Source organism: Arthrobacter sp. D1-29 (assembly GCF_054130585.1).
Window position 1 is genome coordinate 1,355,575 of sequence record NZ_CP096383.1, and the last position, 22,671, is coordinate 1,378,245.

The 22,671-nt window shown below is 64.9% G+C and carries 21 protein-coding genes and 1 riboswitch; of the genes, 13 read left to right on the forward strand and 8 right to left on the reverse strand.

The annotated features are described in order from the left end of the window. Nucleotides 1-37 precede the first annotated feature (37 nt). On the reverse strand, nt 38-1,003 hold the full coding sequence (locus M1E17_RS06370; RefSeq protein ID WP_457966220.1) for a hypothetical protein: 966 nt from the start codon (nt 1,001-1,003) through the stop codon (nt 38-40). Nucleotides 1,004-1,183: 180 nt separating this feature from the next. Continuing rightward, nucleotides 1,184-2,266, reverse strand: a complete 1,083-nt coding sequence (locus tag M1E17_RS06375; protein WP_457966222.1) for a Gfo/Idh/MocA family protein — start codon at nt 2,264-2,266, stop codon at nt 1,184-1,186. Nucleotides 2,267-2,531: 265 nt separating this feature from the next. Between M1E17_RS06375 and M1E17_RS06380 the strand changes: the two genes are divergently transcribed. Beyond that, nucleotides 2,532-3,311: a nitrilase-related carbon-nitrogen hydrolase gene (locus M1E17_RS06380; protein ID WP_457966224.1), complete on the forward strand. Its 780-nt coding sequence runs from the start codon at nt 2,532-2,534 to the stop codon at nt 3,309-3,311. On the opposite strand, the gene M1E17_RS06385 is transcribed toward M1E17_RS06380, so the two are convergent. Further along, nucleotides 3,290-5,119 (reverse strand): PucR family transcriptional regulator ligand-binding domain-containing protein, encoded by a 1,830-nt coding sequence (locus M1E17_RS06385; protein ID WP_457966226.1) that lies wholly within the window; start codon nt 5,117-5,119, stop codon nt 3,290-3,292. The genes M1E17_RS06380 and M1E17_RS06385 overlap by 22 nt on opposite strands. 100 nt (nt 5,120-5,219) lie before the next feature. On the opposite strand from M1E17_RS06385, the gene M1E17_RS06390 reads away from it, so the two are divergent. Together M1E17_RS06390 and M1E17_RS06395 are read left to right on the forward strand one after the other, a co-directional pair. Further along, nucleotides 5,220-6,758: an amino acid permease gene (locus M1E17_RS06390; RefSeq protein WP_457966228.1), complete on the forward strand. Its 1,539-nt coding sequence runs from the start codon at nt 5,220-5,222 to the stop codon at nt 6,756-6,758. Further along, a complete protein-coding gene (locus tag M1E17_RS06395; RefSeq protein ID WP_457966230.1) occupies nt 6,755-8,500 on the forward strand; it encodes a flavin monoamine oxidase family protein in 1,746 nt (581 codons plus the stop codon). The genes M1E17_RS06390 and M1E17_RS06395 overlap by 4 nt, the downstream gene beginning before the upstream one ends. Nucleotides 8,501-8,506: 6 nt before the next feature. Here the strand turns inward: M1E17_RS06395 and M1E17_RS06400 are convergent, their stop codons facing one another. The 3 genes from M1E17_RS06400 to purU all read right to left on the reverse strand — a co-directional run bounded on the left by M1E17_RS06400 (nt 8,507) and on the right by purU (nt 10,658). Further along, nucleotides 8,507-9,028, reverse strand: coding sequence for a gamma carbonic anhydrase family protein (locus M1E17_RS06400; RefSeq protein ID WP_457966232.1), 522 nt, complete (start codon nt 9,026-9,028; stop codon nt 8,507-8,509). Nucleotides 9,029-9,106: 78 nt separating this feature from the next. Then, the gene (locus tag M1E17_RS06405; protein WP_457966233.1) at nt 9,107-9,793 is read right to left on the reverse strand and encodes a class I SAM-dependent methyltransferase; all 687 of its coding nucleotides are present in this window, start codon (nt 9,791-9,793) and stop codon (nt 9,107-9,109) included. 4 nt (nt 9,794-9,797) lie between these two features. Continuing rightward, nucleotides 9,798-10,658, reverse strand: coding sequence for a formyltetrahydrofolate deformylase (gene purU / locus M1E17_RS06410; RefSeq protein ID WP_457966235.1), 861 nt, complete (start codon nt 10,656-10,658; stop codon nt 9,798-9,800). A 55-nt stretch (nt 10,659-10,713) separates the two neighbouring features. Further along, nucleotides 10,714-10,799, forward strand: a riboswitch (ZMP/ZTP riboswitch). A gap of 143 nt (nt 10,800-10,942) precedes the next feature. Here purU and glyA point away from each other — a divergent pair. From glyA to M1E17_RS06435, 5 genes are all read left to right on the forward strand, one after another. Next, nucleotides 10,943-12,241: a serine hydroxymethyltransferase gene (gene glyA, locus M1E17_RS06415; RefSeq protein WP_457966237.1), complete on the forward strand. Its 1,299-nt coding sequence runs from the start codon at nt 10,943-10,945 to the stop codon at nt 12,239-12,241. Nucleotides 12,242-12,249: 8 nt separating this feature from the next. Continuing rightward, nucleotides 12,250-13,161 carry a bifunctional methylenetetrahydrofolate dehydrogenase/methenyltetrahydrofolate cyclohydrolase gene (locus tag M1E17_RS06420; protein WP_457966238.1) on the forward strand — a complete coding sequence of 304 codons (912 nt, stop codon included), beginning with the start codon at nt 12,250-12,252 and terminating at the stop codon, nt 13,159-13,161. 233 nt (nt 13,162-13,394) lie between these two features. After that, entirely contained in the window at nt 13,395-14,324 is a 930-nt protein-coding gene (locus M1E17_RS06425) for an ABC transporter ATP-binding protein (RefSeq protein ID WP_457967596.1), read from the forward strand. After that, complete coding sequence (locus tag M1E17_RS06430; protein ID WP_457966239.1) at nt 14,317-15,180, forward strand: ABC transporter permease; 864 nt, start codon at nt 14,317-14,319, stop codon at nt 15,178-15,180. Before M1E17_RS06425 ends, M1E17_RS06430 begins: the two co-directional genes overlap by 8 nt. Continuing rightward, entirely contained in the window at nt 15,177-16,010 is an 834-nt protein-coding gene (locus M1E17_RS06435) for an ABC transporter permease (RefSeq protein ID WP_457966240.1), read from the forward strand. The genes M1E17_RS06430 and M1E17_RS06435 overlap by 4 nt, the downstream gene beginning before the upstream one ends. A gap of 124 nt (nt 16,011-16,134) precedes the next feature. Here M1E17_RS06435 and M1E17_RS06440 read toward each other — a convergent pair whose 3' ends face one another. Further along, nucleotides 16,135-17,403, reverse strand: a complete 1,269-nt coding sequence (locus M1E17_RS06440; RefSeq protein WP_457963134.1) for a DDE-type integrase/transposase/recombinase — start codon at nt 17,401-17,403, stop codon at nt 16,135-16,137. Between the two features lie 225 nt (nt 17,404-17,628). Between M1E17_RS06440 and M1E17_RS06445 the strand changes: the two genes are divergently transcribed. The 5 genes from M1E17_RS06445 to M1E17_RS06465 all read left to right on the forward strand — a co-directional run bounded on the left by M1E17_RS06445 (nt 17,629) and on the right by M1E17_RS06465 (nt 21,897). Beyond that, complete coding sequence (locus M1E17_RS06445; RefSeq protein WP_457966242.1) at nt 17,629-18,192, forward strand: hypothetical protein; 564 nt, start codon at nt 17,629-17,631, stop codon at nt 18,190-18,192. A gap of 10 nt (nt 18,193-18,202) precedes the next feature. Beyond that, nucleotides 18,203-19,036 carry an exodeoxyribonuclease III gene (locus tag M1E17_RS06450; RefSeq protein ID WP_457966244.1) on the forward strand — a complete coding sequence of 278 codons (834 nt, stop codon included), beginning with the start codon at nt 18,203-18,205 and terminating at the stop codon, nt 19,034-19,036. 18 nt (nt 19,037-19,054) lie between these two features. Then, nucleotides 19,055-20,200: a tryptophan--tRNA ligase gene (gene trpS / locus M1E17_RS06455; RefSeq protein WP_457966245.1), complete on the forward strand. Its 1,146-nt coding sequence runs from the start codon at nt 19,055-19,057 to the stop codon at nt 20,198-20,200. 4 nt (nt 20,201-20,204) lie between these two features. Continuing rightward, nucleotides 20,205-20,810 (forward strand): 2'-5' RNA ligase family protein, encoded by a 606-nt coding sequence (locus tag M1E17_RS06460; RefSeq protein WP_457966247.1) that lies wholly within the window; start codon nt 20,205-20,207, stop codon nt 20,808-20,810. 94 nt (nt 20,811-20,904) lie between these two features. After that, complete coding sequence (locus M1E17_RS06465; RefSeq protein ID WP_457966248.1) at nt 20,905-21,897, forward strand: YihY/virulence factor BrkB family protein; 993 nt, start codon at nt 20,905-20,907, stop codon at nt 21,895-21,897. Here M1E17_RS06465 and M1E17_RS06470 read toward each other — a convergent pair. Next, a complete protein-coding gene (locus M1E17_RS06470; protein ID WP_457966250.1) occupies nt 21,854-22,624 on the reverse strand; it encodes an alpha/beta hydrolase family protein in 771 nt (256 codons plus the stop codon). The genes M1E17_RS06465 and M1E17_RS06470 overlap by 44 nt on opposite strands. Between the last annotated feature and the right edge of the window lie 47 nt (nt 22,625-22,671).

The window sequence follows — 22,671 nt, forward strand, 5'->3', positions numbered from 1 at the left end:
CCGTGTTCTGCTCGCGAAGGGGCAGAAAGGGCCGCAACTAGTCAGGAGAAGAGCCGGGGTCGAATGACACCGGCGAAGGGGCATGCTCAGAGAATCCGCTGATGGGGTACGCGCCACCGAGCGGAAGGTAAAGACCAAAGGCATCCACCCAGGCCGCCGAACCTGAGGCACCGGAGGCCGAGGAGCCACTCCCGACTCCCGACGACGGTCCTGCAGGCGCGAGGGCAGAGAGGGGCGATGGATCGCCGCTGCCTGGGACATCCGCCTGACTTGACTGGACGCCAGCGAGGGACGCCGATACGGCAGACATGCCAGCTAAGGGCTGTGACGATACTGGCCAGGCCAGAGCAGCGCCTCCGGCGTTGACGTCATCGGTACCCTCGACGGCGATAGATGCCGGGTTGGCCGCTGACGCGTCGCCAACTACGAGCTCGCCAGCGGGTACTTCCGCCCCAGCCAAGGAACCGATGGCTGGTACCTCCAGGGCGGGCAGCGAGACCGGCAGGGGATTCACGCCGCTCACAACATCCGCAACAGGCTGCAGCACCGGTTCAAGCACAGGCACTGCTTCACTGAGCGGCGGGGCGACAGCGTTCACCAGCCCGGCCGCGGCTTCATCCGCGACAGCGGCGACGGGAGCCGAGACTGTCGAAACAGTGCCTGTCGGCGCCAAACTGTTGACGACAGGCGCTGCCGCGACCAACTGATCGGCTGCACCCGCAACGCTTCCTAGCCCAGACTTCACAAGACCCGGGGAGACGGAAGCAGGAGCCGCGGCGTGCGCAGGCGCCGGCACTGCTGCCGCGGGTGCCGGGCTAACGGTTCCAGTGAGGGGTGCCGAAAGGGACGAAACAGAAGACGTCAGGCCGCCCAGCAAGGAACCTGGATCTGTTGCGGTGTCAGCCGTAGCGGCGGAAGTCGAAAAGGTCAGCCACGTGAGGGTAGCGGCGCCGGCCAGCAAAACCGGCCGGAGAACGCGCCATGGCGATAGAGCTTTAGCCATGCGTGACACCCCCCGTATCGTGGAAACCGACGATTTCTACAGCGTAAGACCGGGTTGTTGCGCAAGTCTAGAGAAAATGAAGTTAATCCCACCGAATTGACTAACATTGTCACGAGTTCATGGAGAACTTGAAGATCCTGTTATTTGCCTTGACAGCTTCTGCTCGGCATATTCACAGGGCTATTGGCGGGGTTCAAATGCATCATTGGGGTAACTGACGCCGAGTTGGGCACGTACTCCATCGAACAGGCGCATCGTATTCAGGGAGTCATCAAGGGGCATCACCGGACTTTCGGTCAGGCCCTGCTGGATACAGCGGGTCACCTCGCGGAGCTCGTAGGCATAGCCCAGCCCGACGACGTCGAACGCCTCGCTCCTGGGCGCTCCGCGTCCGATGCCGATCCGCAGTTCACGCGGATTGTTGATGGAACCAACGCTCTGAAGGTAGCCGAGGCTTCCGGCGACGGTGGCCGTGCGGGGGCCGTGAGCCAAAAGTGAGGACGTGAGCTGCACCTGGGCGCCGTGGTGGTACCCAAGGGTCAGCGCATTCTGTGCGTCCACGCCGTCGTCGTTGATAAAGCCCGTGGCACTGACCGTCTGCGGAAATCCCAAGGTTCCCAGGGCCCAGAGCAACGGGTACACCGAGATGTCCAGCAACGCGCCGCCACCGTCATGCCGGGACCAGAGCCTGGCGGTGGGCGAGTAGGGAGCGGGGAAGCCGAGATCGGCAGTGACCCAGTGGACGTCCCCCAGCTCGCCTGAAGCGGCTATCTCGAAGGCGCGCTGCATGCTCGGAAGGAAACGGCTCCAGACGGCCTCCATGAGGAAGAGTTTCTGCCTCCTGGCGACCTCGATCAGTTCGCTGGCCTCCCGGGCGTTGATGGTGAAGGCCTTTTCGCAGAGCACGTGTTTGCCGGCATGGAGCGCGGCCAGCACAATCCGGTGATGCTGGGCGTGCGGCGTGGCGACGTAGACCACGTCCACAGCGTCGTCGGCGAGGAGACGCTGGTAGCCGGGCACGCCGTCGTCGTCACCGTAAGCCCTGGCGAAACCGTAGGTTCCCGCAAAACCGTCCGCGGTGGCCTGGTCCCGGGAGCTCACGGCGTGCAGCTCAGCATCAGCCAGGAGCGAAAGATCCTGGGCAACGGCCCGGGCGATGGCCCCGGTGGCGATGACTCCCCACCGCAAAGGGGCTCCGGTGGCGGAACGCGGGTCCTGCTCGGGCTGGCTGGACAGCCACGGTGTGGCAATGGGCGCATTCATGACAGCCATCCTCTCATTCAGGTGAGTGAGGCTTTGGGAATTGCCTGCGAAAGCTGAGGGAGGGTTGGGAAAAGTATGCGAAAGCTGAGGGAGGGTTGGGGGTGACCTTCCAACCACCTGCCGCGGGCAAAACGCCCGCCTACGGGCTGTTTCGGGTCCATCTGCACCGGATCGCCGGAGCACGGCCGTGGCTAGGCTGGGACAAGCGGACGCTTTCCTGCGTCCGCCCCGAGGTCGTGAGGTGGTAAAGGTGCTGCTGGCGCTGATGCAGGCAAACTCTGCCGTACTGGACGTGGAGGCAAACTGTGCCGCCGTGGAAGCAGCGGCGCGGTCAGCGGCCGCGGCGGGGGCAGTGGTCCTGGTGACGCCTGAGCTGTTCCCTGTGGGCTACGCGCCGCGCAAACTCCGGGCCGGGCTGGACCCCGCCCGGCTGCCGGGTATCCGGGCCGGCCTTGCCGGCATTGCACGCCGGTGGGGGATCGGACTGGTCTACAGCCTCCCGGAAGTCACTGCCGGCGGTGCCTGGCACATCACATCCACGCTGCTGGATGCCGCGGGCAATGAGCTAATTCACTACGCCAAGGTGCATCTGTTTGGCGATGAGGAGCGCGCTGCGTTCAGTCCCGCAGGGGAGCGTCCCGCCGTCGTCGACTTCAACGGAATTCCGACCTCCATGGTGATTTGCTATGACGTGGAGTTCCCCGAAATCGTGCGGGCTGCAGCTGTCAGCGGCGCCGAGCTCCTCCTGGTTCCCACGGCCCTGGCCCACGGGTTTGAGGCGGTGCCCCAGGTGCTGCTGCGGGCCCGCGCGCTGGAAAGCCAGCTGACCATCGCCTACGCAAACCACTCCGGCATGGAGGACGGCTGCCTTTTCCTGGGCGGCAGCGTCATTGCCGGTCCGGACGGCGCGTTGCTGGCAGCTGCGGGCGAAGGAAGCCAGCTGCTCTTTGCGGAGGTTGGCCCGGACGCGGCCAGGCAGGCCCGGGCAGTGGTGCCCTACCTCGAGGAACGTCGGCCGGACCTCTACCGGTCCTGGGGGCTCTGAAGCCCTGCCTCCGGAGACCGGTCCGTTTCAGCGCCGTCGACGTATTGCAGGGCGATCCAGAGTTCGGCCCGTACCTGGGCCCGGCCCAGATCCATGTCCAGCACTTCGGCCAGGGCTGTGATCTGGCGGCGCACACTGTTCCGGTGCAGCCCCAGGACCTTAGCGGTGGCATCCCAGTTTCCGTTTTCACTCAGCCATGACTTCAGGAGCGCCAGCTGTGAACGCCGGCGCTCGGGCTCCTGATTGAGGACCGGTTCCAGGAGCCTGGCGGCAAGCATGCTGCCGGCCTCCCGGCCCAGGAGCCCGGTGACAGACCAGGTGACCTCGTCAACCCGGACGCTCTTGCCCGTGGACTGGACCCTGGAACGCAGTGCTGCCGCACGCTGGTAGGCCTCAGGGAGTCCGCTCAGCTCCGTCGGATCACCCACGACGAGCCGCCACCCCAGCCGCTCCACTTCCTGCAGCAGCGGTTCGTCCACCCTGAGCCTGGTGACTGCGGCAAACCCGTAATCGGTCAGCTCCACCATCTTGGTGTCGAACAGCCGGCGCCATTGAAGCAGCTCCCTGACGGGGCCGTCGGCGGGCGACTCCAGCTGCGCATCCGCCCGCACCCCTTGGACCACCCGGAGCTGGCCGGACCTGGTTCCGGATACGCTCTGTGCCAGCAGGTCCTTCAGCACGTTCAGCTGCCTGGTGCTGCCAGAGACCAGGCTTTCCGGATGAAGCAGCAGGGCCGTGGCCAGCTGGCTGGGAGCCAGCGACCCGCTGGTTCGCTGCCGGACCAGCAGTTCCAAGAGCCCCACCACGGACGACACAACACTGTGTTGCGCGGCGGTCAGCGGCTTGTCTGTGCCCAGGACAAGGCCACCCAGGGTGGCGTCCCTGGTGCTCCGCAGCGGGTGGCCGAAGACCTGTGCGGCGCCGGGGATGTCGAAGGATTCGGTTTCCACCCGCGGGCCCTTGCCTGCCAGCAATCGCTTGAGCATCGGCTGCAGGAGGGAGAGTTCGACGCCGGCACCCCCGGCTGTGCCGGTCGGAGTAGCGGGGGCCGTTTCCTTTGAGCCTGACGCTTCTTTGCCGCCGCCAGATTCCTTGCTTGCGGCATATTCCTTGCCTGCGGCCGTTCCGGCCGCCGCCGCCCTGGCTCGGACTCGCCCGTCGGCGCCGATCAGGAGCGCCCAGACCGGAACGCGCTGGGCCAGCGCGGACAGGAGTTCATGTTCGGGCCGAGCCGAAAGCACCGCCCGCATCAGCTGCCGGTTGGTGTCAGCGAGTTGCCGGAAGACCCTGGCGTTTCCGGACTCAAGCAGCTGGGAGAACTCCAGGCCAAGGGCAGCGAAAGGCAGGGAGCCGGGGATTTGAACAAGGGTGAGGCCATACTTCCGGCACGCTGCGGCGAGCGGCTCCGGAACGGCGTCGAAATACGGCTCAAGGCCAAATCCAAGGGCGGCAACACCGGCATCCACCAGCCGCCGGACATAGGCGTCTGCCAGCTCTTCCTTGGTTTCCCGGCTGTGCCCGTCGCCGCCGCTTTCGAGAAAGGGGAGTCCGGCTGTGAGGACGAACTCGCCGTCCAGCAGGTACGGCGTGGGGTCTTCCAGTTCACTCGGCTCCACCCACCGCAGCGGTGCCGAACTGTTTCCGGCGTCAACAATGACGGTGAGGTCCGCGGGAAGGGCGGCCAGGAACTGGCCCAGGGTGACGGCATCCAACCGTTCAGTGGGGGTGGACGGCAAAGGATCGGCACGGCCAGCGGAGCCCGGTCGAATCGGTTCAGAGGCCTTCGCCTGTGGTGCATTACGTCTCATGCCTGCCAACTATAGGTCACTTTGCACATCCCTGAGATACGGCTCACACCCCTACGCTGGACGAGGGAAACCGACAACTACTTCTGAATGGACGTCAACGATGACTGTGCCCACACTCTCCCGGCCGACGCCGGAACGTACAGCCGGCCGTCCCGGCCTGGGTGCGCAACTGCTGCGCCGCAAGCCGATCGGCCAGATGGTCACCGAAGCCGACGAAGGCCACAACGGCACCAAACTGGTGCGCAGCTTCGGTGTCTTCCAGCTGACCATGATCAGTGTCGGTGCCACGCTCGGGACCGGCATCCTGGTCATCCTGGGCGAATCGGTCCCGCTGGCCGGGCCGGCCATCTGGATTTCCTTTGCCATCGCCGGACTGGCCGCGCTGCTTTCCGCCGTGTCCTACGCCGAGATGGCCGGCCTGGTCCCGGTTGCCGGCTCCAGCTACTCCTACAGCTACGCCACCATGGGCGAGGGGATGGCCTGGATCTGTGGCTGGTGCCTGGTGCTGGAGTACGCGGTCTCGGTGGCAGCTGTTGCCGTTGGCGCCGGCCAGTACGTCAACGAGACGCTCGCGGTGTTTGGGCAGATACTTCCCGATGCCATTTCCCAGCCGCCCGGCGACGGCGGTGTGGTCAACATCCCGGCCATGGTCATTGTGGTGCTGGCCATGCTCCTGCTCGTGAAGGGCGCCAAGGAAAGCGCCTGGATCAACACCGCGATCGTGGTCATCAAGGTTGGCATCCTGGTCTTCTTCTGTGCCGTGGCGTTCACCGCCTTCAACGCCGGAAACTTCGAACCGCTCCTGCCCATGGGCGCTGCCGGCGTTTCCGCCGCGGCTTCCAGTGTCTTCTTCTCCTATATCGGCTTTGATGCCGCCTCCACCGCAGGCGAAGAAGCCCGCAACCCGAAAAGGGACCTGCCCCGCGCCATCATGCTCTCCATGGTGATCGTCACCACCATCTACGTCCTGGTGGCGGTAGCTGCCATCGGCGCGCGGCCCTGGGGCTGGTTCGACGGCACCGAAGCCGCGCTGGTTAAGATCCTCGAGGAAACCACGGGGCAGCCCTGGATCGCGCTGGTCTTTGCCGTGGGCGCCGTCCTGGCCATCGCCAGCATTGTGCTGACCGTTCTCTACGGCCAGACCCGCATCCTGCTCTCCATGTCCCGTGACGGCCTGATTCCTAAGATCTTCGGCCGCGTCTCCCGCCGCACCGGCACCCCCGTGGCCGGTACGCTGCTGGTGGGCATCGCCGTCGCGCTCACTGCCGGGCTTGTCCCGTTGGGTGCCCTGGCTGATGCCACCAGCATCGGCACGCTGTTCGCCTTCGCCCTGGTCAACGTGGCCGTGATCTACCTGCGCCGCACCCGCCCCGAACTTGAGCGCACGTTCCGCGTTCCGCTTTTCCCGCTGACCCCCATCCTGGGCGCCGCGATGTGCGGCTACCTCATGCTCAACCTTGGCGCGGACACCTGGCTGGTCTTCGGAGTCTGGATGCTGGTGGGCGTAGCCGCCTACTTCGGCTACGGACGCCGGAACTCCAGGGTGGCGGCAATGAGCCACGAGGAATACCGTGAGCTGAGCGCGCGGGAATCTTCACCACTGTCCACCACCGAACCGACGAAGGCAGAGATTTCATGACCATCGCCACCGAACTGCCGGCCTCCGACCCGTCAAGTACTTCTTCAGGACTGGCCACAGCCCCGGCGCCCGGCCCGGGCGAATATGGTGTCCCGGCAGCGCCCATCACCATGCTGAACCCGGACTTCCCTTTCAGCTACGACCACTACCTGGCGCATCCGGCCGGCCTCGGCACTGTTCCGCCCGGGCTCTACGGCACTGAGGTGGCAGTTGTCGGCGCCGGCCTGTCCGGCCTGGTGACCGCCTATGAGCTGATGAAACTGGGCCTGCGTCCCGTTGTGTATGAGGCAGACCAGATCGGCGGCCGGCTGCGTACCGCCAACTTCCCATCCGCCCCCGGGGTAGTGGCAGACCTCGGCGGGATGAGGTTTCCCGTGTCCGGAAAGGCCTTCTACCACTACGTGGACCTGCTGGGCCTGGACACCCAGGACTTCCCCAACCCGCTGGCGCCGGCAACATCCAGCACGGTGATTGAGCTGGCCGGCCGGAAACACTACGCCGAGACTGCCCGGGACCTGCCACCGTTTTTCCGCGAAGTGGCCGACGCGTGGAAGGCTGCCGTGAACGACGGCGCGAAGTTCAGCGAGATGCAGGAAGCCATCCGCGCACGCGACACTGCCCGGATCAAGGAGATCTGGAACGAACTCCTGCCCCTCATGGATGAACAGACCTTCTATGGATTCATCGCCGGCAGCGAGTCCTTCAAGGAAGCCGGCTTCGCGCACCGCGAGGCCTTTGGCCAGGTGGGCTTCGGTACCGGCGGCTGGGACACCGACTTCCCCAACTCCATCCTCGAAATCCTCCGGGTTGTCTATACCGACGCGGACGACCAGCACCGGCTCATCACCGGGGGAGCGCAAAGGCTTCCCGAGGCACTGTGGCACCACACGCCGTCGGGCATGGCGCACTGGCCGGACGGAACGTCCCTGGCGTCCCTCCATTCAGGCTCGCCCCGCGGCGCCGTCGGAAAAATCAGCCGCGACGCCGGCGGCGACCTTCGGATCCGTGAGCGCTGGGGCCGGGAAGCCACGTACCCGGCCGTGGTGACCACCTGCCAGTCCTGGCTGCTGTCCACGCGCATCCATACCGAGGAGGCGCTGTTCCCGGCGGAGCTCTGGACCGCCATGGAGCGCTCGCACTACATGCAGTCCTCCAAGACCTTTGTGATGGTGGACCGGCCCTTCTGGAAGGACATCGACCCGGAAACCGGGCGCGAGGTCCTGTCCATGACCCTCACCGACCGGCTCAACCGGGCCACGTACCTCCTGGACGACGGCCCTGACAAGCCTGCCGTGATCCTGCTCTCCTACACCTGGAACGATGACGCCCTCAAGTGGCTGGCGCTGGACGCCGACGAACGCGTGGAGCTGATGCTGCACTCGCTGGAGCAGATCTACCCGCGCGTGGACATTGCGAGCCATATCGTGGGCCAGCCCATTACCGTCTCGTGGGAGGCGGACCCCAACTTCATGGGCGCGTTCAAGGCAAACCTGCCCGGGCACTACCGCTACCAGCAGAGGCTGTTCAGCCACTTCAAGCAGGACAGGCTGCCGGAGAGCCAGCGCGGCATCTTCCTCGCCGGCGACGACGTGTCCTTCACGGCAGGCTGGGCGGAAGGCGCTGTCACCACCGGCCTGAATGCCGTGTGGGGAGTGGTGAACCACCTTGGCGGCTCATCCGCGCTGGGCAACCCCGGACCCGGCGAGCTCCTGGAAGCGATCGGCCCGATCAGCCTGGACTGACCTGTTTTACGGGGCGTGAAGCTCCCGGTGGGCGCGGGCCAGCTCCACGTAGCGGTCCGCGTTGGCCTTAACGCCCTCGAACTCCTCGTCGCTGAGTTCCCGCCGCACCTTGGCGGGGACTCCGGCCACGAGTGAGCGGGGCGGAACCACTGTCCCTTCCAGGACAACGGCGCCGGCCGCCACAAGCGAGCCGGCGCCAATGACGGCACCGTTCAGGACGGTGGCGCCCATGCCGATCAGGCAGTCGTCCTCCACGGTGCAGCCATGGACGACGGCGGCGTGGCCCACGCTGACCCGGGCGCCGACGCTGCAGGGGAAACCGGGGTCCGCATGGAGGACCACGTTGTCCTGCAGGTTGCTGCCCGCACCCACGCTGATTGCCGCGGTGTCAGCCCGGACCGACACGCCATAAAAGGCGCTGGAGTCCTGTGCGAGGCTGGCGTTGCCGATGATCGACGCCGTGGGGGCAACAAAGGCGGAGTCGTGGACGGCCGGAGTGTTCCCGGCAAAATCGTAAAGAGGAGCCATGCCCCCACCTTAGGACACCCCCTGGCCCAACTAAGTAGCGCTAACTGCCGTTTTGAGGGTCCATAAAGGCAGTTAGCGCTACTTAGTTGGGGAGGGAGGGGTGCGGAGGATGAGGAACTGGTAGTGCTGCGTCCACGCCCCTGCGCCGGGACCTGATTCCGGGCCTTCGCCCTCCGGCCAGGTGATAAATTCTTCGACCACGCCGTGCCGGCCAAAGACATCCCGTACCGTCCCGTCACTTCGCCGGCTGAAGAACCGGCGGGGTTCGGCGTCGTCGGCTGGGTTAAGCAGTTCCTCGTCACCTCCGGACCAGAGGCCGACGGCGATGGGCGAGCCGGGTGCCGAGACCCGCACCAGTTCCCGCAGGACGCCGTCAACATCGCTGGCGGGGATATGCACCAGTGTGCTCATGCACCACACCGCGGGGAAGGTGCTGTCCGGGAAGGGCAGCTGCCGCGCGCTCGCGACGGAGACGTCCAGGCCCTTCGCCCTGGCCAGCCGGACGTTTCCCTCGGCGAGGTCAACGCCCGTGTAGTGGATGCCGGCCTGGACAAACTTCAGGCCGTCAATGCCCGTGCCGCAACCGACGTCCAGGACATCGCGCCGGCCCTCGGCCTTGAGCATTGTGATAAACCGCTCGCGCTGTTCGGCCCTCCGCGGGTCCAGCGGATCGTCAGCGCCGGAAGCCGCGAGGCGGTTATAGAACTCGGCCAGGCGCTGCTCGCTGCCGGGTTCCTCCGTCCACGGATCCACAACGCTGTTCATGCTGTCAGTTGAAGACCACTGTGCGGTTGCCGTCCAGCAAGACCCTGTGCTCGGCATGCCATTGGACGGCCTGGGCCAGGGTGCGGCCCTCCACGTCACGGCCCATCTGCACGAACTGTTCGGGGGTGCGGGCGTGATCCACCCGGATCACTTCCTGCTCGATGATGGGTCCCTCGTCCAGGGCGGCGGTGACATAGTGCGCGGTGGCGCCGATCAGCTTCACGCCCCGGGCGTGGGCCTGGTGGTACGGCTTGGCGCCCTTGAAGGACGGCAGGAACGAGTGGTGGATGTTGATGGCTTTGCCGGTGAGTTCCGCGCAGAGTTCGTCGGAAATGATCTGCATGTAGCGGGCAAGGACCGTCAGCTGCACATCGTGTTCGGCCATGATGGCACGCAGCTTGTCTTCGGCCTGGGCCTTGGTGTCCGGCGTGACGGGGATGTAGTGAAAGGGAACACCATAGAACTCTGCCAGCCCGGCCAGGTCCTGGTGGTTGGAAACGATCGCCGGGATTTCGATAGGCAGCGTGCCTGAGCGCTGCTGGAACAGGATGTCGTTAAGGCAGTGCGCCGACGTGCTCGCCATCAGCAAGGTCCGCACCTTCTGGCCCACGGAGTTCAGGCTCCACTGCATCCCGAAGGACTGGGCCACCGGCTCAAGCGAGGCCTGAAGTTCAGGGCGGGAGGCCGACGTCGTGACTTCCACGCGCATGAAGAAGTTGCCTGTTGCGGGGCTTCCGTATTGCTGCGAATCCGTAATATTGCACCCCGCCACCAGCAGTGCGCCGGCCACTGCGTGGACAATTCCGGGGCGGTCCGGGCAGGAAAGGGTTACTACGTACGCTTGGTTCAGGTGCTCTTCACTCACGCGTACCAGCCTACCCGCGCCGGCCGGGCGTGTTTCGTGGCCGGCTTTGGTAGTCTGGTGGGGTCGCAACTGGCGTTGGGTGGCTAACCACCAGGGAGCGGCAATCACGAAGACCACGGATCGTACGCCTGGGCCGAGGGTCATGTTTTGCCGGACTTAGCTGCAGGCTCCTTGATGCAGCGCCTTCCTGCGCACTTGCACGCCCTGTCATCAAGGGGGTGCTGTGGTGCGCCAGCCGGTAGCCTGACCTTAGCAGTGCCCGTATCCCTAGCCAGGAGTTCTTCGTGACTACAACAGCCACCACAACAGCCGCAGTCAGCAACCAGTCGCTGGCCGAGCTCGATCCCGAAATCGCCGCAGTCCTCGACCAGGAACTGGGCCGTCAGCGCGGCACCCTGGAAATGATCGCGTCAGAAAACTTCGCCCCGCGGGCCGTGATGGAAGCCCAGGGCTCCGTCCTCACCAACAAGTACGCCGAGGGCTACCCGGGCCGCCGCTACTACGGTGGCTGCGAATATGTTGATGTTGCCGAGCAACTGGCCATTGATCGCGTCAAGGCCCTCTTCGGGGCCGAGTACGCCAACGTCCAGCCGCACTCCGGTGCCCAGGCCAACGCCGCGGCCCTCTCCGCCATGATCACCCCGGGCGACAAGATCCTTGGCCTGTCCCTGGCCCACGGCGGCCACCTGACCCACGGCATGAAGCTGAACTTCTCCGGCAAGCTCTACCAGGTGGCCGCCTATCAGGTTGAAGAAGACAACTTCCGGGTGGACATGGACAAGCTGCGCGAGCAGGCCATCGCCGAGAAGCCGCAGGTCATCATCGCCGGCTGGTCCGCCTACCCCCGCCACCTTGACTTCGCAGCCTTCCGCTCCATCGCCGATGAAGTGGGCGCGTTGCTCTGGACAGACATGGCGCACTTCGCCGGACTGGTGGCAGCAGGCCTGCACCCGAGCCCGGTGCCGCACTCCGACGTCGTCACCTCCACTGTGCACAAGACCCTCGCCGGCCCGCGTTCCGGTGTGATCCTGGCGAAGCAGGAGTGGGCCAAGAAGCTGAACTCCAACGTGTTCCCGGGCCAGCAGGGCGGCCCGCTGATGCACGTCATCGCCGCCAAGGCAGTGGCCTTCAAGATCGCCGGCACCACTGAATTCAAGGAACGCCAGGAGCGCGTCCTGGAAGGTGCCAAGATCATCGCCGACCGCCTCAACCAGGCCGACGTCGCCGAAGCCGGCGTCTCCGTCCTCACCGGCGGCACTGACGTGCACCTGGTCCTCGTTGACCTGCGCAACTCCCAGCTGGACGGCCAGCAGGCCGAGGACCTCCTGCACTCTGTGGGCATCACCGTCAACCGCAATGCCGTGCCGTTCGACCCCCGCCCGCCGATGGTCACCTCCGGCCTCCGCATCGGCACCCCCGCCCTGGCCACCCGCGGCTTCGGCGCCGAGGAGTTCACCGAAGTGGCGGACATTATCGCCACCGCACTGAAGACCGGTGCGGCGACGGACGTGGACGCACTCCAGGCCCGCGTGGACAAGCTCGCCGCAGACTTCCCGCTGTACCCGCAGCACGAGCAGTGGTAAACCCGTCCATGGCCCAGACCGCGAAGATCCTTGACGGCAAGGCAGCCGCTGCAGCCATCAAATCCGAGCTGGCTGACCGTGTGGCGGCTCTGAAGACCCGTGGCGTTACCCCTGGCATCGCCACGGTGCTCGTGGGCGCTGACCCTGCCTCGCAGCTGTATGTGTCCATGAAGCACAAGCAGTCTGTGGAAATCGGGATGAACTCGATCCAGCGGGAGCTTCCGGCAGATGCCACCCAGGCGCAGGTCGAGGCCCTCATTGATGATCTCAATGCGGACCCCGCCTGCCACGGTTACATCGTCCAGCTGCCGCTGCCCAAGCACCTGGACACCGACGCGATCCTTGAGCGCATTGACCCCGCCAAGGACGCCGACGGCCTGCATCCGACCAACCTTGGCCGGCTGGTGCTTAACGTCAACGGCGAGATCACCTCACCACTGCCGTGCACACCCCGCGGCGTCATCGAACTCCTGGAGCGCAACGGCTACAGCCTCGCGGGCAAGCATGTGGTGGTGGTGGGCCGTGGCGTCACGATCGGCCGGTCCATCGGTCTGCTGCTCACCCGGCGGGCCGTGAATGCCACCGTCACACTGACGCACACCGGCACCAAGAACCTCTCGGAACTGCTGCGGCAGGCGGACGTCATTGTGGGCGCGGCCGGTGCCAAGCACATCGTCAAGGCAGCGGACGTGAAGCCCGGCGCAGCGTTGCTTGACGTCGGTGTTACCCGCGAAACCGACCCCGAGACGGGCAAGAGCAAGGTCCAGGGCGACATCGATCCGGCTGCTGCTGAGGTGGCCGGGTGGATTTCGCCCAACCCCGGCGGCGTCGGGCCCATGACCGTGGCCCTGCTGATGACCAACGTGGTGGAAGCCGCGGAACGCCAATTGGCACAGGAAAGCGGCTCGGGCATCGCCTAGCAACGGCTGAGAACTGTAACGCCCGACGGCGGTACGCCACCTTCCACGGAAGGTGCGGTGCCGCCGTCGGGGCTTTAAACGCCCCTGCTCTGCTGGCCGGTTGCCTTAATCCGAAAAAATGCCGGTCGGTACGTGAACGTTCACTCAAACCCCTTCCGCATTCTAAGGTGCTCCACTAGTCTGCTGAGGTGCACAATGAAGCCATCCTCTCCTCCAATACGTCAGCCGGCCCCATGAAGCAGCAAGCGGTGATCGCAGCGGAAAACCTGAGGAAGACGTATGGGGACCTTGCCGCCGTCGACGACATTTCCTTCAGCGTCCAGGCGGGAGAATCCTTCGGGCTGCTGGGCCCCAATGGCGCGGGCAAATCCACCACCATGAAAATGATTGGCGGTGTCACGCAGCGCACCTCGGGGACGCTGAGCATCATGGGCCTGGATCCGGACAGCCACGGGCCGGAGGTGAGGGCACACCTCGGCGTGGTGCCGCAGCAGGACAACCTGGACGAGGAACTCAGGGTCCGGGATAACCTCCTGGTATACGGCCGCTACTTTGGCCTGCCCATGAGCTACCTGAAGCCCAAAGCCGACGAACTGCTGGAGTTTGCCCAGCTGACTGACAAGGCGAAGTCCAAGGTGGATGCGCTCTCCGGCGGTATGAAGCGGCGCCTTACCATCGCCCGCTCGCTGATCAATGAGCCGCGGATCCTGCTACTGGACGAACCCACCACGGGGCTGGATCCGCAGGCACGGCACATCCTGTGGGACCGGCTGTTCCGTCTCAAGGAGCAGGGCGTCACGCTGATCCTGACCACGCATTACATGGATGAGGCCGAGCAGCTCTGCGATCGGCTCATTGTGGTGGACAAGGGACGGATCATGGCTGAAGGCTCGCCTGCCCAGCTGATCCGGGAGCATTCCACCCGGGAGGTCCTGGAGCTGAGGTTCGGCTCCGAGCGCAACACCACCATTGGTCCGGAGCTGCAGGGGATCGGGGAACGCCTCGAGGCGCTGCCGGACAGGGTGCTGATCTACGCGCACGACGGCGAGGCAGCCCTTGAGCACGTGGCATCCCGTGGCCTGCGGCCACTGACATCGCTGGTGCGCAGGTCCTCGCTGGAGGACGTCTTCCTCCGGCTCACCGGGAGGAGCCTTGTTGAGTGAGGCGTCCGGCTCCACCGAAACTACCCGCCTGACCGCCCCCGCCCGGGCGCACAGCCCGGAGGTCTCCGCTGCCAAGGCCCGGAGGTGGGGTGCCTTCTACTTTGCCGAGCAGGTTATCCGGGTGTTGTGGGGGTATCGCTTCTCAGTCCTGATGTACAGCGTGGGCCAGCCGGTGGCCTACCTGTTCGCGATGGGCGTGGGCCTGGCAACCCTGGTGGAGGCCGAAAGCGAGGCTTTCGGCGGGGTCAGCTACCTGGCCTTCATTGCCCCGGCACTCCTGGTGTCCGCTGCCGTCGTGACGGCGGCCAACGAGTTCACCTTCCCGGTGATGGCCGGCTTCAAGTGGCGCCGGACCTATTACGGTCCGCACGCCTCGCCGCTGACACCGGAGCAGATCGCAGCCGGACACATCATTGCTGTGACGCTGCGTTTCTTGGTGCAGTCGGCCATCTATTTTGGTGCCGTGGCCCTGTTCGGAGCGTCCCCGAGCGGCTGGGGGTGGGTCAGCGTCGTGGTGGCAACTGTGGCCGGGCTGTCCTTCGGGCTGCCCCTCATGGCCTACTCGGCGTCCCTCAAAGAGGACAAAGGACAGTTCGCGCTGGTCATGCGGTTCATCGTGATGCCTTTGTTCCTGTTCTCGGGCACCTTCTTCCCGCTGGACACCCTGCCGCTGGCCGTCCGCTGGATCGGCTGGATCTCTCCCATCTGGCACGGCACCGAGCTGGGCCGGGTCTTCACGTACGGCTACCAGGAACCACCGCTGCTTACCGCCGTGCACGTGGTGGTACTGCTGGCGCTCGCCGTGCTGGGCTGGATCCTCACCAAGCAGCAGTTCATCAAAAGGATGGGCCAATGAGCGTCCTCACCGGTGGCCACAGCGTCACCGAAGACGCCCGCAACAGAAAGTTCGGGCCGCTGTACTCCCGCAACGCCAAGGCGGTGATCTCACGTGGCCTGATGGCCACCAAAAGCAGCAACTGGCTGGTGATGCTCTCCGGCTTCTTCGAGCCCGTTCTCTTCCTGATCTCCATGGGAGTCGGACTCGGACCCATCGTTGGGGCGGTGCAGGGGCCGGGCGGTGCAGAGATCAGCTACGCGGCTTACATCGCACCGGCACTGCTGGCTGTTTCCGCCATGAACGGAGCGGTCTACGACTCCACGTGGAACGTCTTCTTTAAGATGAACTTCGCCAAGCTGTACCAGGGGATGCTCTACACCTCCCTGGGGCCGCTGGACGTGGCCATGGGTGAGATCTTCCTGGCCCTCCTGCGCGGCGTCCTGTATGCCACGGGTTTCACCGCTGTACTGGGCATGATGGGCCTGATCACCACGCCCTGGGCCATCCTGATGATTCCGGCCTCGTTGCTGATCGCTTTTGGATTCGCCAGCATGGGCATGGGCATTACGAGCTTCCTGAAGACGTTCCAGCAGATGGACTGGATCAACTTCATCATGCTGCCCATGTTCCTGTTCAGCGCCACGTTCTATCCGCTCAGCGTCTACCCCCAGGCCATCCAGTGGCTCATCCAGGCCATGCCCCTCTGGCACGGCGTGGAGTTGCTGCGCCAGATCAGTGTGGGTATCTTCACGCCCGCCACGGCCATCCACATCGGCTACTACCTGGTGATGACGGCGCTGGGCATGCTGCTGACCACGGCCCGGCTGCGGAAACTGTTCCTCAAGTAACCACTCAGCCCAACTGGCTCGCACTTAACGCTCTCAAAACGCGTTGCCATGTCTCATGACCTTGTGGACGGTTCATGTCTCATGACCTCGTAGACAGTTGATGTCTCAGGACTTCGAAGACACTTCATGGTTGCGTGGCGTTTGGCTGCTGACGTCGGCGTGGGTAATGGGTTCGCTTTTTGCGGGCTCCTACAGGGTCTGCGGCGACGCCGGAGGGCTTGCCGTTGCCGACGTAGGGCGTGCCTTTGGGTGGCCTGACGTGGCTGATGATTTCGGTGCCTTGGGGTCCGAAGAACATGATGGTGGCGGCGTCGTAGATGACGTGGACGGTTTGTCCGATGTGTTCCTTGCCCATCATGAAATGGGTGCCCAGGACGGTAATGCAGCCGTCCTTCCGGACCGTTCGGCGAAGGCTGCGTCGCTCTGATTCCGGTGTTGGTTGATCTGGCGGAACCGGTGCCGGGGCTTTTGGAGTGGCGTGCCAGGCCTCGCTTGGGGTCATTCCCGGTGCCAGGCCCTGATGTTCGCGTTGGGTGTTGTAGTACAGATCGAAAGCGTCGACTTGGGCTTGCAGGAGAGTCATTGATGCGGCCGGCGGCTGACGGTGGAGGTATTTGTGCAGGGTCTGGTGGAAGCGTTCGTTCTTGCCCTGGGTGGTGGGTTTGTAGGGCTTACCGGTGATCGGCTCCACGCCTTTGGCTTTGAGGAATTCGACCAGCGCACCGGTGCGTCCGCGGCGGGTCGGGTTCAGCGCTGCGCCATTGTCGGAGAGGAACTTCTGCGGCACGCCATGTCTTTGGATGGCCAGCGTCACGACCGCGATCGCAGCGGCACTGGTTTCGCCCGGGGCCACGAGAGATGCCAGAGCAAGCCGGGAATGATCGTCTATGAGCTGGAAAACTGCCACTTTCGTCCGGTCGGCGAGGACCCACTCGGTCGAGTCGATCTGCCAGCACGCGTTCGGCTGCGGATAGACGAATCGCTTGTAGGCGCTGCGCGGCTTCTTCCGCGGCTCCGGCACCACTACCCCGGACCGGGCAAAGATCCTGGCCACGGTCGCCCGCGACGGGGGACGATAGCCCTGCCTGGACAGCGTAGACAGGACCGACAAAGGGCCGTGATCCAGACCTTGTTTCTCCAGATCAGTCCGAGTGGCAAGCAGGAGATCGATCATGCCAGGCTCGGTGGCAGTGGGCGAGGTCCCCGGAACCGTGGATTTCTTCACCAACGCTTGCACCGGCCCCACCGCACCGGCCGCCGCACGGACTCGATAGAACCACGCCCTCGAGACGTTGTGCTTCCGGCAGAACGCCGTCACGGCACCACGGGGAGCGTCTTCGGGCCATGTCGCCACAGCATGGCGAATCCTGATATCGGGTTGGGGTTTGCTCATGCGACACAAGCAAAACCCCAACCCGAGTGTCTACAACGTCCTGAGACAGAGTGTCTCCGAAGTCATGAGACATAAGCGTCTAATAAGTCATGAGACTCCACAGCTCTCAAAACGCGTTTTGGGAGCGTTAAGTGCCAGCCAGTTGGGAGGGGAGCGGGTTCGAGGGGCTGTTCGCCGGGGGTGGAAGGGTCCATGGCCCGCTGCGGCGTTTGAGACAATGGAGGCATGCGATCCCTGGGTACCCCTCACTCTGACTCCAACCCCGCCAAGGGCGGGTTCTCCCTGCTCCGAATCAGCGGCCCGGGAATGATGATCTTTGTCATCGCGTTCCTGGTGGCCGTGATCTTCGCGGCCAACCAGAACGACGTCGTGGGCTGGATCGTTGCCATCATCGCGCTGTTCTGGCTGCTTCTGGCCTGCTTTGTGGTCTTCAGCATCCAAAAGGCCGCCAAAAAGGCCGGTGCCAAGCTGGCTGAAGCCCAAAATGCGTTCAACAGCGCAACCGGGCGCGCGCCGTCGCCGTCCTCGGCTGACCATGGCGGCACCCGGGTGGTGGCGGAGCGGTCCGAAGCTGACGAAGTCCGCGACCTGAAGCTGGACCATTCGTTCAAGATCGTGCAGGTGCAGACCAGGGTGATTGAGCAGGAGCGGGCCAAGGGGGAGGCAGCCGACCAGGACACCATCCGCCGTGCCCTTGAAACCATTGAGATCACCGCCACGAACGCCCGCGACATGATCAGGTCCTCCGGCGGCACCGGGGACCCGGTCAGCGGAACCATCATCGACTAGAGTGGAGCGGGTGAGCTCGGCATTGAAGAAGGACCACCTTCGCATCGCATCTGTCAACGTTAACGGCCTTCGGGCTGCCTACAAGAACGGCATGGCGGCATGGCTTGAGCCGCGCGAGGTGGATATTCTGTGCCTCCAGGAAGTCCGGGCGCCGGACGCGATCGTGCGCCAGCTGCTCGGCGACGGCTGGCACATCCTGCACGCCGAAGCCGAAGCCAAGGGCCGCGCCGGTGTGGCCATTGCTTCCCGGGAGGAGCCGCTGGAGACCCGTAACGGCATCGGTGATGACTACTTCGCCACCGCGGGGCGCTGGGTGGAGGCTGATTTCCGGATTCCCGACGCCGGAGGGAACCCCGTGCAGCTGACTGTCGCCAGCGCCTATGTGCACTCGGGCGAAGTGGGAACGCCCAAGCAAGTGGACAAGTACCGCTTCCTGGATGCCATGAGCACGCGGCTGCCCGAACTGACCAAGCACAGCGACCACGCCCTGGTGGTGGGCGACCTCAACGTTGGCCACACCGAGCTGGACATCAGGAACTGGAAGGGCAACGTCAAGAAGGCCGGCTTCCTCCCTGACGAGCGGGCCTATTTTGACCGCTTCTTCGGCGACGAGATCGGCTGGAAGGACGTCCACAGGGGCCTCGCGGGGAGCGTAGACGGCCCGTACACCTGGTGGTCCCAGCGCGGGCAGGCGTTCGACAATGACACCGGTTGGCGCATCGACTACCACCTGGCCACACCCGAACTCGCGGCCGCCGCCTTCTCGGCAGTGGTGGACCGGGCCGCCTCGTGGGACACACGCTTCTCTGACCATGCACCGCTGGTAGTGGACTACCGGCTCTAGACCTAAGGCCTCCTAAGTATGACGACTTCCTCCACCGTGACCGGTCCTGCCTCGTCAGCGGATCCCGCTGCGGAATCGGGCGATACAGCCGCTGCCGCCTCAGTCCGCACGGATCAGGACTCAGCAGGCCCGCCGGCTGCAGGAGTCCGGCACCGTGTCCTTTCCGGCATGCAGCCTTCCGCTGACTCGCTGCACCTTGGCAACTACCTGGGCGCACTGGTGAACTGGGTGCGCATGCAGGACGAATACGATGCCATCTTCTTCATCCCGGACCTTCACGCCATTACAGTTCCGCAGGATCCGGCGGAACTGGCGCGGCGAACCCGCGTGACAGCCGCGCAGTACATTGCCGGCGGCGTGGATGTGGAGAAGTGCACTCTCTTTGTGCAGTCACAGGTGCCCGAACACGCGCAGCTGGCATGGGTCCTGAACTGCATCACCGGGTTCGGCGAGGCCTCCCGGATGACCCAGTTCAAGGACAAGGCGCAGAAGCAGGGCTCGGATTTCGCCAGCGTGGGGCTCTTCACCTACCCCGTCCTGCAGGCAGCCGACATCCTCCTGTACCAGCCGCAGGGCGTTCCCGTGGGTGAGGACCAGCGGCAGCACGTGGAGCTCAGCCGCGACCTGGCCACCCGATTCAACTCCCGCTTCGGCGAGACCTTCACCGTTCCGCAGCCGTTCATCCAGAAGGAATCGGCCAAGATCTACGACCTTCAGAACCCCACAGCCAAGATGTCCAAGTCAGCGGAGTCACCCGCGGGCCTCATCAATCTGCTGGACGAACCGAAGGTCACGGCCAAGAGAATCAAATCGGCTGTTACCGATGCCGAGACGGAAATCCGCTTTGACCGCGAGGCCAAGCCCGGCGTTTCCAACCTGTTGACCATCTTCTCCGGCGTCACGGGCCAGAGCGTGGAGCAACTTGTGTTGGCTTACCAGGGCAAAATGTACGGTCACCTCAAGACAGACCTGGCGGAAGCGGTAGTGGCGCACCTGTCACCTATCCGTGACCGCGCCAACCAGCTGCTTGCTGACCCCGCCGAGCTGGACCGGCTCCTGGCCCACGGCGCTGACAAGGCCCGGGAGATCGCATCGGCCACCCTGAGTGACGTCTATGCCAAGGTGGGTTTCCTGCCTTACGGCGGCGCACCAGGAGCCCGCTAACCCGATGCAGGCCTCCAGCAGTGTCAGTGAAGGAATGAGCGTAGGCGTCATTCTTGGATTCCCCCCTGCCATCGCCGAAGAACTCCAACGGTGGCGGGCCTCCTTCGGGGATCCCATGGCGGGGGTCATTCCTGCGCACATCACGCTGGTCACCACCACGCCCACCCTGGACTGGGAGGCAACGCATGCCCACGTCCGGGAGGTGGCGCGGCAGCAGGCTCCGTTTATGGTCACCATCGCCGGAACCGGATCCTTTCGGCCGGTGTCGCCCGTGGTCTTCCTCAACGTGGAAGAAGGTTTTGGCGCCTGCGTGGACCTGCACGAGAAACTCCAGACCGGTCCTCTTGAGCGGGACCTGCCCTTTTCATACCACCCGCATGTGACCATCGCCCACGATGTCGCTCCGGAAAGCCTCGATGAAGCCGAAACGGTGCTCAAGGACTACAGGGCAACCTTCCCCGTGGTTAGCATGGGACTTTACGAGCACGATGCCAACGGCATCTGGCAGCTACGGGAAGAGCTGGACTTTGGGACCGAAACCGACGACGACGCCCCCGCCTTCTCAGCCGACGCCATCGCTGACACCGACGGAGCCACCGCCCCCTACTGACCTTGCGCAGTTAAGGCTTGCGGCCATTCGGAAGAGAATGGAATGGGGAAAGGCCAGACGATCCAGCAAGGGTCCTGCCGCGAGCTTGCTGGCCATGATGCAGTGGTTGACGGCAAGGCTCAGCACCCTGCGGCCGGTCAGGGCATGGCAGCACTACAACCTCCAGCGCGGTCCGCTCCTGAGCGCAGGCATCGGTTTCAGGATGTTCTTCTCCATCACCGGCCTCCTGACCACGGGGTTCTCTGTTGCGGGGCTGGTGCTCCGGGGCCAGCCTGCGCTCCTGGACCAGGCCATCAGCACGGTTGCCCAGAGCGCGCCGGGGCTGCTCAAGGTGGGCGGCGGCGAGGGCCTGGTGGACCCGGCGGAGCTGCTGAATCCCGAGGGACTGGGCTGGGCGGCGGTGATCGCCGGTGTTGTCACGTTCGTCATCTCCCTCGGCTGGATCGACGGCATACGGGCAGGGCTCCGCGTGATCATGCAGCTCCCGCCCCCCAGGGCCAACCCCGTGCTGCTTAAGCTGCGCGACGCCGGAACGCTGCTGCTGCTGGGCGTCGCCGTGGTGATCAGCGCCGGAGCCTCCCTTGTGTTCGGCACTGCCGCAGGATGGGTGGCGGACTTCCTGCAGCTCGATCCGGTGCTGGCAGGACCCCTCACCACGTCAGTGAAGATCGGCGTACCGCTGGTCCTGAGCTGGGTCACCGCCTTCATTATGTTCCGCTTGGCTGCCAGCCTGAAGCTGTCCAGGCGGGCACTCCTGGAGGGGACAATCCTTGCCGCGGTGGGCACCACAGTGCTCCAGGTCTTCAGCACCGAACTGCTTGCCGGGGCTGGGCGGAATCCCATCCTGGCGCCGTTCGCCATCATCATTGGGCTGTTGATCTGGTTCAACCTGGTCAGCCAGGTTTACCTGGTTTCCGCAGGCTGGGCGGCGATCCGTGAAGAAGACCTCAGGAGAGTCCCCGCCGTGCATGAAAAGGTCCGCTGGGGGCCGCGTCAGGTCCAGCCTGGCAAGGTGCCCGTAGAGCATGCTGGAGCCGCAGCGGCTACTTCCCGGCGTCGAGGTATTGGTCGGCCCAGGCAGAAATGATCCTGGCGGCGCGGGCTGCCTGGCCCTTGCCCGTCAGCAGGTGGTCGCTGCCCTCGAGCGAAACGAAGTTCCGCGGATGACGGGCCGTCTGGAAGATGGTGCTGGCATTTTCGATTCCCACGGTGTTGTCGGTGGGGGAGTGCATCACCATCAGGGGCCTGTGGAGCTGACGGATGCAGTCCGTGAGGTCAGCGTTTTCCAGGTCCTCCACAAAGTGCTTGCGGATCTCCATCCGTTTGCCGCCCAGATCCACTTCGGCGCTGCCCTCGCTGAGGATCTTGTCCAGGGCGGCGTCAAAGACGTGCGCCACATGCTTGGGTGAGAAGGGTGCCGCGACTGTGGCAACGGCGTCGAGTTCGGGGATCAGGCGGGCGGCCGACAGCACGGCGGCCCCGCCGAAGGAGTGGCCCACCAGCAGGGAGATCTCCTTGCCCTGGTCACGCATGAATTCGGCGGCTTTGACCGTGTCGGCCACCTTGTGGCTAAAGGAGCCCTCGGACCAGAGGCCGGCGGAATCGCCCAATCCCAGGTTGTCGAAACGGAGCATGCCGATGCCGGTGTCAGCCAGCGCCTTGCACATCCGCGAGGCCGCGGGGCTGTCCTTGCCCAGCGTAAAACCGTGCGAGAAGACCCCCCAGCCCCTCACCGGGCCCTCTGGCACGTCCAGGATGCCGGACAGGAGCTCGCCCGTCGATCCTTCGAAACTGACTCGCTCGGAACGTGACATGACGCTCTCTTTCTGTCGTTGCGGATGCCCTATCAGTTGTGGTCCCT